Annotated in this window: 14 protein-coding genes; 5 read left to right on the top strand and 9 right to left on the bottom strand. The window is 35.8% G+C overall.

Features of this window, described 5'->3' with window-relative positions; genetic code table 11:
* Positions 1–239 precede the first annotated feature (239 nt).
* From HS5_RS00925 to HS5_RS00900, 6 genes are all read right to left on the bottom strand, one after another.
* Positions 240–533 (bottom strand): antibiotic biosynthesis monooxygenase, encoded by a 294-nt coding sequence (locus HS5_RS00925; RefSeq protein ID WP_236752211.1) that lies wholly within the window; start codon positions 531–533, stop codon positions 240–242.
* A 32-nt stretch (positions 534–565) separates the two neighbouring features.
* Positions 566–2215 carry a proton pump complex cytochrome B SoxC gene (gene soxC / locus HS5_RS00920; protein ID WP_236753612.1) on the bottom strand — a complete coding sequence of 550 codons (1650 nt, stop codon included), beginning with the start codon at positions 2213–2215 and terminating at the stop codon, positions 566–568.
* A gap of 16 nt (positions 2216–2231) precedes the next feature.
* A complete protein-coding gene (gene soxL2, locus HS5_RS00915; protein ID WP_236752210.1) occupies positions 2232–3209 on the bottom strand; it encodes a Rieske iron-sulfur protein SoxL2 in 978 nt (325 codons plus the stop codon).
* 24 nt (positions 3210–3233) lie between these two features.
* A complete protein-coding gene (gene cbsB / locus HS5_RS00910) occupies positions 3234–4169 on the bottom strand; it encodes a cytochrome b558/566 subunit B (RefSeq protein WP_236752209.1) in 936 nt (311 codons plus the stop codon).
* Between the two features lie 7 nt (positions 4170–4176).
* Positions 4177–5529, bottom strand: a complete 1353-nt coding sequence (gene cbsA, locus HS5_RS00905) for a cytochrome b558/566 subunit A (protein WP_256445551.1) — start codon at positions 5527–5529, stop codon at positions 4177–4179.
* 135 nt (positions 5530–5664) lie between these two features.
* On the bottom strand, positions 5665–6168 hold the full coding sequence (locus HS5_RS00900; RefSeq protein WP_236752208.1) for a hypothetical protein: 504 nt from the start codon (positions 6166–6168) through the stop codon (positions 5665–5667).
* Between the two features lie 232 nt (positions 6169–6400).
* On the opposite strand from HS5_RS00900, the gene HS5_RS00895 reads away from it, so the two are divergent.
* From HS5_RS00895 to HS5_RS00875, 5 genes are all read left to right on the top strand, one after another.
* Positions 6401–6706, top strand: a complete 306-nt coding sequence (locus HS5_RS00895) for a twin-arginine translocase TatA/TatE family subunit (RefSeq protein WP_236752207.1) — start codon at positions 6401–6403, stop codon at positions 6704–6706.
* Positions 6707–6768: 62 nt separating this feature from the next.
* A complete protein-coding gene (locus HS5_RS00890) occupies positions 6769–7101 on the top strand; it encodes a twin-arginine translocase TatA/TatE family subunit (RefSeq protein WP_236752206.1) in 333 nt (110 codons plus the stop codon).
* Positions 7085–7912, top strand: coding sequence for a twin-arginine translocase subunit TatC (gene tatC, locus HS5_RS00885; protein ID WP_236752205.1), 828 nt, complete (start codon positions 7085–7087; stop codon positions 7910–7912). Before HS5_RS00890 ends, tatC begins: the two co-directional genes overlap by 17 nt.
* A 127-nt stretch (positions 7913–8039) precedes the next feature.
* Positions 8040–8897: a sulfite exporter TauE/SafE family protein gene (locus HS5_RS00880; RefSeq protein WP_236752204.1), complete on the top strand. Its 858-nt coding sequence runs from the start codon at positions 8040–8042 to the stop codon at positions 8895–8897.
* On the top strand, positions 8888–9250 hold the full coding sequence (locus HS5_RS00875; protein ID WP_236752203.1) for a DUF1634 domain-containing protein: 363 nt from the start codon (positions 8888–8890) through the stop codon (positions 9248–9250). Before HS5_RS00880 ends, HS5_RS00875 begins: the two co-directional genes overlap by 10 nt.
* Before the next feature lie 54 nt (positions 9251–9304).
* On the opposite strand, the gene HS5_RS00870 is transcribed toward HS5_RS00875, so the two are convergent.
* The 3 genes from HS5_RS00870 to nrfD form a co-directional block, all read right to left on the bottom strand.
* Complete coding sequence (locus HS5_RS00870) at positions 9305–10114, bottom strand: hypothetical protein (RefSeq protein ID WP_236752202.1); 810 nt, start codon at positions 10112–10114, stop codon at positions 9305–9307.
* The gene (locus HS5_RS00865; RefSeq protein ID WP_236752201.1) at positions 10089–10724 is read right to left on the bottom strand and encodes a helix-turn-helix domain-containing protein; all 636 of its coding nucleotides are present in this window, start codon (positions 10722–10724) and stop codon (positions 10089–10091) included. The genes HS5_RS00870 and HS5_RS00865 overlap by 26 nt, the downstream gene beginning before the upstream one ends.
* 100 nt (positions 10725–10824) lie before the next feature.
* The gene (nrfD, locus tag HS5_RS00860) at positions 10825–11871 is read right to left on the bottom strand and encodes an NrfD/PsrC family molybdoenzyme membrane anchor subunit (protein ID WP_236752200.1); all 1047 of its coding nucleotides are present in this window, start codon (positions 11869–11871) and stop codon (positions 10825–10827) included.
* Positions 11872–11903 lie beyond the last annotated feature (32 nt).

The following is an 11903-nucleotide window of genomic DNA, read 5'->3' as shown; positions in this document are numbered from 1 at the left end:
CTTCCTATTTTTCTTTCCAACTTTACTACTTTTCTCTGCATATGAAGAATTATCACACGATAATCTTATTTTTAGAGAACTAGAGTCTAAGAGGATATCCATATAACCTTGTTAAAGAAATATCGGAAATTATTACCTCCTCACGTTTCATCATTTTATTAGATATATAATATTCTTTACATAGTTTATTAAGAAAAAGGAGATACAAAAAATTATTACGTAAAAATGATTTGTCTTTTTTATGTGTTTATTTCTTGGAATATTCTGTGGTACGGTCTTCCTTCAATTATTTGTTTACCGTAATCTGTGGTTGATTTAAAATCCCTGCTTAGCATGAACTTCCTGAAGGATTCTAAATCCTTCCACTCACTATAAATTAAGTACTCACTGGGATTATCAACGTTCTTGTAAAGCTTACCATCAATAAAACCAACATTAGAAGACTTTAACACGTCAACAACCTTCTTGAAGATCTCCTCAAACTCACTCTCATGACCCGGTTTTACCTTATAATAAAGACCAACATTAATCATGTGTAATAATTATGAGAAAAAATAAAATAACTTTACTCCTCGGACTCATTTGGCTTCTTATATACTACGTAATGATATAACGAGACCGCTTCTCCCCACATTACGAAGATTAAGCCTAGATCCACTCCGAACATATTGGACTCATATCCAGTTGGCGGTATAGTCCATATAGTGCCCATTAATACTAAGCTTAACACGAACAGTACTATGATAATGTACTGAGCTAACTTCTTTTTAGTCTCCAGCTTGCTTGATACGGAAGGAGTAGCTGATGAAGTCTGTTCCATGCGCAAGATGAACGGAGCAATCCTTTTTGCTCCTATCACGAAGAGTGAAGCTATAGGTATGAGTACTGCTAACGTTGTCAAGGAAGGATAGTTGACGAATTCTGCTAACCCTCCTACGAAGAGTAAAGCAACAACTGCAAAACCTAGGATTAATAGAGGTGCTAATGCTTTCCCTATATTAGAGACTGTCTTGGTAACTTTACTTACTCCACCATTCTTCTTTGTTGGAATCAACCATAGTCCTATAGCTATAATAACTGCAGGAGGTAATAGAGCAACTACTTGACACTTGAAAGGTACCGGTATACCTGGGGCAATGTCTCCCCATAATGTAGTTTGCACTAAATATGCTATCATCAATATGCCTATTCCAGTAAATATCTTCCTCCTCATGGGGTGTAATTCCTCTGACCTATCTAGGAATGGTAATAAGATCATATACACTAAAGGAATGATAGCACCTATTGCTAAATCTAACATTACACAACTGCTGAAGTCTGCTATCTTATAGAAGAACAGGAAGAACCACGGTGGATATGTGGTTACTGTTGCCGCTAAAGGACTAGATGGCGGAGGTGCAGGCTTTGGATTGAGGAATGGGTTATAGTATTGTGGTAATCCGTTTAAGTAAGCTAGTGCGTTAGGAATAATGAGAATGAAGCCCCAAGTCATCAATATTAAGGACAACATGTAAATGAAGTTCCTAGGCCACCACGGATTAAACTTCATCCATTCCTCTCTCGTATAAACTGCTGGAGCTTTGCTTTTTACTTTCCTAGATGGCAACATACCGTATGACTCTGCAAGGAAGAAATGAAATACGAAAAGCAGACCTATTAATGCCACGAAAATAATGTGCCAAGCTAATACTCTTCCGTACTGTCCGGTATCATAATTCCCAAAGAGGAATGGGACTAGCCATTGCATACCAGGTATGGATTCTATTATTCCTGCTCCCACATCAACAGCGCTTGTCGCCAGAACATCTCCTATTAGACTGTAACCAAAGAAGGAAGCACCCATTGTTAACGCTAGTAAAAATACTCCTAATATCCATAGTAACTCTCTAGGCTTTTTGTATGCTCCAACAAAATAATTTCTAAACATATGAATATACGCAAGAATAATCATTGCATATGCTCCGTATAAATGACTATAAAGGAAAACTGAACCATATGGAACAGTATTAATTATAAGTTGAGTAGAGTCATAACCTTCGTCTGGGTTATAGTATAAAAGTAAGATAAGACCAGAGATTACTGTATAGATAAAAGCTGCAGCTACTAATGCACCTAACCAATCACTAACATGATACATGTAGTCTGGAGTTCTAAAAAAGGGTAACTCGTCTAATTTCAATCTATCATTAAACCAATCGGAGATCCTCTTTGTCACACTCATTAATTATCACCTAACTGCTACTGAATGGATTTTCTGTGTCCTTCACTGTGCTCTTTGTCCCTACAGAAGTACCGAAACTTGCTCCCAAATCACTTTTAGGATCTTTGGACGGTACACCGTTTGAACCCGTAGGATAAATACCAACACCTAAACTACCTATAGCGTATAGATAATCAGTAGAACTATCCCACTCTAAAAGAGTTGCAGGAAGTGGCCTAACTGTCGGTCCAGTTAATGGTTGTGCACCGTGATATGGATCGTAAGTAGAACCGTGACAATCGCAGTGGAATATTGCTGGGACGTGATTGCTTTGTGCTGCAGATACTGCCTGCGGAGTTAACGTGTCGGGCTCTGGAGCAGATTCTTGTGCAGAGTTAACATGGTTAGGAGGATAGAAGTGAATATAAGGAGGTTTACAGCCTAGATGTTGGCAAATCGCACTGTAAGAAACTATTGATCCATTAGGCCCTACTCCTCCTGGCCAAGTGTATTTATCTCCAGTTTGGGGTACGACTACAGTAGCTGGAGATACTTTTACTGGCTTTCCAGAAGAGTCACCTAAGTTGAGCAGGAAGTTTGGTTCACCACTTAATGGATACTCATAAATTGTAATTATTGGGCTATTAACTGGAATCTTCGAAGCAAGTATTGGAGATCCGGAAGAATCAACTAAGAGCGTCTTAGGGAAACCGCTTATTGCTGCTACTTGTGGAGGCTCTAAAACTCTTAGACCAGGAATTAAACCTATGACTGCAGCTGCTCCTATACCTATTACAAGACCTTTAAGGAAGTTCCTCCTCCCCTCGTCTATACCACCTACATTCTTATTCACATAATCGTATAGATAGTCATCACCCTTTTTTACGAACTCTCTGGAATCAAATCTAGTCTTAGGGTTCCTCATTTTAGCTAAAAGCTTGCTTATAAAGTAAAAGTCACTAGGAGAAAGTATGGGTTTCTCGTCTTTGTTTAGTTTAAACTTTATCATTATGGTCAACAAAAAATTCGTATCTTAAGTATTAAGGCTTAAACGTTGGACTAATTTCTTTAGATCGTCCATAATAGTCCTTCCGTTCCCAATTTCTTTATAATTTAATATAGAAAATCCTATGAAAGGAGCCAGTAAGTAAAGTAACAAGTGAAATCCTGTTATAGCTTGAAACACCGTAGTTAATATTATAAAGTATCCTAGTCCCGCATACCCATTTCCCTTTATTGCAAGCAAAATTACACTATAGATCGACACACTTAGTACAATAAGAAGTAACGGCAAAAGATAGGGATTATAGAGCGTTATACCGAAAGCCGAAGGTATAACCATGTTCATGATTATTTCAAGGAATCTATTGTTGACTACTACAAAATACAATGGAAGGAATACGAATAAACCTGGAATTGCTGCAATGTAAGATATCATCGCCCTTTTAGATACTATCTTATTATAAATTACCGCATAGGTAGTGATCCCTACTAACGAAGCTATTAACACGTAAAGATAACATATAACTAAATCACCATGTAAAAATACCACGTCTATTCCTGCATAAGTAGTTAAAATTACCATTATTAATGTTGGTAAGAATAATAACGTTCTCCTATTAGACTTTATAGTAACCTCTATAAGCGAAGCTACTCCTAGTAGTGCTAAAATTATTTCTAACAAAGACCAATAAGGAGAAAGAGAGTAATTATGAAATAAGTCCAACGCAGGAGATATTATCAACGCTAAACCTAAAGGTAATAAAGATCTTACCTTATTAGAAAGCGATATTGCAATGAGACCTAAAAATACTACTTCCATATAAAGTCCTGCAACGCCTAAGTAGTCCACTAATCCTTCATATGGAAAAGTTATCGGAAGATAAGAAATTGGAAAAATAAATTCAAAAAGAAAGGCTAATACAGAAGATATTGCTAAAAAAATTGAAAAAACTTTTATGTACGTCAAGGGTGTATCACTTTCTATACATTATCCATATTACTGCTAAGGCTATTACAGCTACTACTACCCCTGCTACTGTAACATCCATCAGTGTAGGGCTTATTACTAATGGTGGTGGAGAGACTGGATGAGAGGCAGTGGATAGCTCTAAAGTTACGAATGGAGTCACTATAGACTTATCGAATAATGTTTCTCCTTCTTTTCCTTGCCACACTGCAAATGCTATATAATATGTCTTATTAAGAGCTATTTGCGGTTCGTATTTTGCAATGCCTGATGGTACCGTTAAGGGTCTTACGTACTCAACAGTCCAATAACCGTCAGAGTACTTAGCTCCGGTCCTTATAAGGAATAAGGAACCTTTAAGCCCACTGCCTTGTACCGGGCTATACCAAATTCCCGAACAATCAACCTCAAACATGTTAGTATTATTAGTATAAAGAGGAACAGCAAAACCACCGCACCCAGGATCCTTATAAGGCAACCCCGTTAAAGACTCATTAGCCCACAAATGAACAGCAAAAGCAGGATCATCCTTACTACAATTCCATGTTGCACCGGAAACCCACATCCAAATATTAGCAGAACCACCAGGCATTGCAAAAGACCCTCCAGCTACTGATAAGTTGTATCCATCAAATACTTGTCCAGGATATTTGCCTCCTATCTTCATCCCGTCCATTGTAGGAGTTCCACTTCCCATGTACCACATCATTGCAACTCTATCTGGATAATACCATGTTGAATTAGCATAATACCCGTAAAATAATCCATTGCAATAGAATACGTACTCCATCGGTCTGAGAGAGTGATAGAACAATATTGTTCCATTAGAAAATACTTGAATTTGACTATCGTTAGGTGCAGGAACTGTTACTCCCTTATAGGAAAAAGTCAATCTACCAGCCTCTGTCTTTCCATTAACTATTGAAACGTAACTAGTACAGTTGGTTAATAGCTTATATGTCGTCCCCGGCATTAGTTCAATTATCCTAAATAATCCCGGACCAGATGCAGGTGGATATATACCTGCAGCAGCAGCTGACCATGCACCAAATGCAGGGTTAGGAGCAGGCCATTTGACCAGAACGAAAATGTCACTTCCGTTCCATGCCGCTTTAGCTAAAATATAATGAGTTAAACCTGATGTTGGAGCGTTGGGGATGTTTGCAGTTAATGACAAATTAGACCAAGGAATGTTGCTCCAAAAGCTACAACTTCCAGGATTTGCGAGATCTGCTGAGCCTACTACTTTATACGCTACTATCGTCGGAGAGCTTTGGGCTAGAGGTACATTTTCAAAAGCTAACATAACTGAAAATAATAACGCTACTAATGCTATTAACAAGGGGATCTTTTTCTTCATTTTAAATTCACATGATGAAAAGCGTTCTTCTGCGTAATAAGGATAAAACGTTGGACTGATTATTTTGATAAGATAATTTAAAGTTATTATATTTTTTATAAAAAACACAATATAAAAGATAATGGAGATACACAATTATTTAAAAGATAATATTTTTAAAGAAGCTACCTTTACTCCAAATTCCTTTTTAAAAGAATCAATTATTAGCTTCCATTCTTCCCTAGGATTTTCTTTAATCAAAGGTATATCACGGTCTTTAGCTATAGTTTTTATTGCATAAATACAGTGAGAAAAGATCGGACATGATTCGCACGACAGTCTATCAGATTCCATATTAATATAAAATAATTCCTTGTCTCTCCTATATAACAAACCGTCTGCGAACCAAATTCCTTCACTGCTTGCTTTAAAAGGCAATACTGCGCTGAAAGACACAGCGTTATCCATTAATAATCCAGATTCCCTTAGTTTATCAACAATTAAGTAAAAGTAACTCTTGCTCAAACTCCCTCTATCATGAGTAGATAAGACGTACATGAATTTCTCATCTGAAAGCTTATCGAAAAACTCTTTCCTTAACAGTACTACCTTGTCATCGAGGATAGGTCTCTCAATCTTTCCAAATTTTAAATCGCACATAGTTAATCATTAAAATATGGAATTTTACCCTAAAAAACCATCCTTTATGACAGATATAAATACCAAATTAACCCTGTTAATTTTCAAATAAGTAACTATTTTTATAGATTTTTTTATTTATTTAAGCAATCAAACCTTTTAGTACTATATACTTAAAATAAGGAACTTATGGTACTTAATTTAGGCAAAATTTATAAACTGCGAGGAAAAGTTATATTTTAAGGCGAAAGAAATGTTTAGCGCATTACAACCTAGCGATATAGCAATAGTAATTATAGTAGCTCTTGTATTGTTCTTCGGTACAAGTAAGATTCCCGAGCTATTTAGATCAATGGGTAAAGCAGTAGGAGAGTTCAAGAAAGGAAGACTTGAGGCAGAGTTAGAAGCACAGCAGTTACAACAGCAACAAACTCAACAGCCTCAGGTTCAATCAAATCAAGTTCAATCAAATACAGATAAGGCCTCAGACTTAGAGAAGCAAATACAAGATTTGCAAAAACAATTAGAGCAATTAAAGAACCAAAAGCAAACACAATAAAAAGTAAAATAAAGTTAATGTTTTATGCTTTAAATCAATTTTTATTTTATGTGGTGGTTTAAATGCTAGGTAATATATCTGACGCAGCAATTATAATACTTGTAGCAATACTCTTATTAGCTGGACAAAAGGACGTAGGCGGCACAATAAGGAATTTGGGTAAAACACTTGAGGAAATGAAAAAAAAGCAAGAAGACTTTAGGCAAGAATTTATGAGGGAACTAAATGAAACCGGAGAAGTTTCTAATTCTATTAAAAAAGATTTGTCAGATGCTCCTATTATTAAACCATATCACCAGCAAACTAATGATCATAAGATTGAACAGCTAGAGGATGAAATAAAAAGACTACAGAGTGAATTAGAGAGGCTGAAGAATAGTGACAGAAAGAACTGAACTACAAAAGAATGAAGAAAGACCATTGCTTTCTCACTTGGCAGAATTAGCTAGCAGATTAAGGAAAGCATTCATAACGTTAGTTATTGCTTTCATAATATTTTTTGCTTTCGGTTATACTACTGTGTCAATTTCCGGTCATATTATTCCTATAATTTACCCTAACTTGTTTCACAGTTTTGCGGACGAGTTAATGTTATTTTTCATCCACCACGAGTTACCTCCACAACTTAAACTGATAAATTTAAATCCTTTTGATCCGCTCTATGCTTCAGCTTACGTTTCCTTTTATCTTTCAATATTTATTTCATTACCGATTTTCCTTAAAGAGTTCTGGGGATTTGTTTCTCCAGGCTTATATGAACACGAGAAGAGAGTGATAAAATACACAATTACACCGGCCATTTTACTCTTCCTTGCCGGTTCTCTTTTTGCTTATTTTATTATTATTCCTTTAATGATGAAGTTTGTTCTTTTGTATACTTCTGCTCTCGGTGTTGAGCCTACACTTAGTTTGAGGGCTTTTGTTTCAACAGTAGTTTCCTTAATGCTGGTTACCGGTATCGCTTTTGAATACCCCTTAGTTATGGCCGGTTTAACTTACGTTAAAGTTGTTAAGGCTGATAGTTGGAGGAAGAACTGGCGCTGGGGAGTTTTAGGAGCATTCATCATAGCCTGGACAATTTCACCAGGAACTACAGGAGGAGTAATTGAAACTGTAATAGGAATAATATTATCCATACTATACTTTGCAGGAGTTGGAACAGCAAAAATAATAGAAAAAAGATCATTAAATAAAACTAAAATTTAATCCACCTTTTGTTTCATTAGAATTAACGTAGTTTTCAGATTTTTGGTCTAATTTTAACAAGGGAAATGATAAAAATATACTTTCTAAATGTTTAGTTTTATAAAATATCAAGAAGAATCTTCTAACTATGATAGAAGTAGGGTTTTTAATTTTATTGCTTGTCTCAAGTATAATTGCAGGATTTCTAGGAGCATTAACAGGATTGGGAGGTGCTACAGTACTAGTACCTATATATACGTTATTCTTAGGAATTCCGTTACCATACGCTACTGGTGCTAGCTTGATCTCAACAATTTCTACATCTAGCGGAGCCGCGAGTGCCTACATTAAAGATAGGATAACTAACGTAAGAATAGGAATGTCGCTGGAGATCGCTACTACTGGTGGAGCTATAATAGGCTCTTTACTTGCTCACTACATTTACGAACATCACTTATCCTTTATTCTCTTTATCATCTTCGGTGCAGTCATATTATCTTCAGTTTATCCTCAAATAGAGAAAAGTTCTCTAGAGTTACCAAGACCTATGAAACCAGACTGGACTACTAGACTCTTCCAGCTTCAAGGTGAATATTACGACATGACTTTAAGGAAGGAAGTGAAGTATTACGGAGTTAGGTGGTGGCTAGGAGAAATAGTAATGTTCTTTGCGGGCCTAATTTCAGGACTTTTAGGAATAGGGAGTGGGGCTTTAAAAGTAATAGGAATGGACTGGGCCATGAATTTACCGTTGAAAGTTAGCACTACCACCAGTAATTTTATGATAGGAGTAACTGCAGCTACAAGTAGTTCTCTCTACTGGATATTTGGATATATAGAACCTGCCTTAGCAGGCGTAACAGCGGTAGGCGTTATAATAGGTTCTTATTTAGGAACAAAAGTTTTAGTCAAAATTAGGAATACAAGACTTAGATTGATTTTTATCCTAATATTATTATTTTTAGGAATAGAGATGATAGCTAGAGGTGTGTCTTTATGGATATGAACGACGTAATAGGCTATACTTTACGAATAGGAGTAATAATTAGCATCTCGTTAATAGTAATAGGTTTCGTTTTACTATCAACAAGCCCCCAGTTTTCAGAGCTAATGTCGCCTAATTCGAGGTTTAATACGTCCATAGTTAAACCCGAAGAAGTCTTCAGAGGTATTAAGAAAGGAAACGGAGTAGACTTTATCTTGCTAGGATTAATGGTCCTAATCGCAACTCCAGTAGCTAGAGTGGTAATGGGGATAATACAATTTGCCATGCAAAAGAATACAATTTACGTTATAGTAACGCTAATAGTTCTATTTAATTTGTTATTAGCGATATTTATACTGCCACTAATAATATAAGAGGAATTAGGATTGAAATTGAGAAAAGATACGAAAATTGTTATATGATCCTTTTTACTTGACTTCTCCTGCAATATATGCTTCTATGCCTATTCTCTTAAACATCTCAAGGAAATCTTCCACTTTACTTTCCTTTCCAATTACTATTGCATTAAATTCACCTATTGGATTTCCCTGCATCATATCTAGGACATATTGCGGTAAAGAGTAAATCTTTACTTTATCGATCTTAATCTTTATACTGTACCTTGTCTCAATTTCCTTTATACCCTTGACGCCCATTTCGGTTATATCTTCTACAAACAGCTCCTCATTGTAGAGCTCATTATATACCCTCGAAGCGTTATTTACTATTTTTTTCTCAATTTCTTTAAGGCTTTCATCTTTACCTAATTGTAATAGCTTATTATTTGCAAGTATGAAGCCTATTCCTCCGAAATAGTTGACTATCCCTACTTTCATTCCTTTTTCTATTTTTACGCTTTTTCTTGGCTTACCAAAAGAGAACGCAAAAATCGGAAAGTCGCTTTTCACTTCTTGGTATTCTGGGTTTTCTACTCCTTTTGCCAAAAGTGGGTTTACAGCGTTAGCTCTCAGTATATCCTTTGTCTTATCCAAAAAATTAAAGCTAAGAACTCTAGGACTCACAACATTTCCGCAGCCCTCATACTCTTTGCTTATCCTCATTTTTCTGAGCAAAGGAAAGTAAGCAATTTTATCCCATCTTTCTTCTGTTATAGTCGTAGTTGCTAAGAGCTTAATTTTTCCGCAAGGAACTAGAGTCGCAAATTTAGATGAATAACATCCTAGGAAAGCGCTTGGATGTATTCTATATTTATTACATACTTCTTCTATTGTTCTCAATTTTTTTCACTTCTTCTTCTAATAATGGACACCTATGGAAGATCCTTAATCCGCTCATTCTGCAATTTACAGCTAATGCATAAACAGAACCGTTAGCATCAAAAGTTACTACAGCTCTACAGCCGTTAGATAGCACTATGCTAGGTAAGCTGTTAAGAAGAATTCTTGCTACAGCCTTCCTACTATCTTCATTCAATTCATCAGTATTATTTAAAAATATAGAAGCTAAAGGTAGGGGATCGGTAAAGCACATACAAAATGGCGAAATTCCTCTTTTTGAGAGCAAAGATAATATAGAATTTAGGAAAGCTTTTAATTCCTCTTCGGAACCTTCATATTTCCAGCGATTTTTTAATTCTCTAGCAGCGAATTCTTTAATATATCCCTTCTTCGTTGAATAATAACAGATTGCAAGACCTTTAGGAGTTATTTTAAAGGATCTTTCTTCCTTAATTACTAACCCCCTATTAGACAATTTAATTAATATTCTCCACACAGTTGCTGAAGGTAAACCGCTTAATTTTGAAAGCTTATAAGAGGAGGTAGTAATGAGCTGAACCATAACCTCTAAAAGTTCTAGCTCTCGTGGGTCTAGATCGTAAAATATCATTACTGAATATTATAAGTATAAGCCTTAAAAAAGATTTCTATTTAATCTTTATTAAATAAAACCAAATAAGAAATTTAAAAAAACAGTTTAATAAAATATTCTATCCTCTCCATCCGAAAGCTCCTATTGGTACGGGTTGGCTACTAGTATCTTGGAAAGGAGCCATTGGAGCTACTTGGTATGCGTACTGGCCTGCAAACAGGACGTCAGCTCTAGTTAAGTAACCAGCAAATAGTGCTATTATCGCTATAGCTAACATTGTATATTTTAATGCCTTAGGTAAATCTCCCGAAGAATCCAATTTCATTACTGGGAACCAAGGACCGAATGTAGGAAATGTTGTAAATCCTGACAATGCTAGTGTGACAAATTCCAGAGCTAGATCTAAGGTGAAAGTAGGACTACTCAACAAGTAATAATAAGCTACTTCATTAAAGCAATTAATGTAATTAGTGCTGGCAAGAAACAAGAACCAAGACGATAATACTGCTATCGTAGAGAAGGCTAGCAATCTTGTAAACAATATTCTGCTCTTTATAGCCTCTTCTCCTTTCATAAAGAACGCTATAATATAAGCTAATGCAGAACCTACGAATACTCCGTCAGCAAGATAAAGCAACGGCAATGCTCCGTTATTCCAGAAGGGCACTCCAGTAGTAGCGGCTAATTCAAATCCACTGTAAACTGTTGAAAATATTCCTGCAAACATTCCAATAACTGCTATTGTAACCCTTAACCATCTCTTTTTAACATTAAAAAGGTTTAATATCATATAAATAAAAGAAAACAGCAATAGCCCGCCTACGAATATTACACCTCTAGCCATCCAAGAGTGACCGAAATTGAATATTGCTTCTAATGGCGCATAGAATCCTCTGGTAGGCCTTCCTAAATCTAGATCAAAAAACAGTAAAGCAAGAACTGAACTTGCAAAAACTGCTACCGAAGTAGGCTTAACAATTTTACTGTATTTCCTTATTTCCAGTATTCCTACAATAGCCATTAACATGCCCGCTAATTCCGTAAAATATAGCGCTAGCGCAACATATTCACTCCACAGCGGATATTGGTTTATCTGCAATAATGGTGATTGAATCCCATATGGCGTATTTGGTGCAGGAGCTGTATATAGACCCATTTTTCTCATCAATTTTTCATTAATAAATTTAAATAAGCTTT

This window comes from Acidianus sp. HS-5, from assembly GCF_021655615.1.
Taxonomy (GTDB): domain Archaea; phylum Thermoproteota; class Thermoprotei_A; order Sulfolobales; family Sulfolobaceae; genus Acidianus.
The sequence above is the reverse complement of the archived record's forward strand: the minus strand, read 5'-3'. Positions and strand labels throughout refer to the sequence as shown.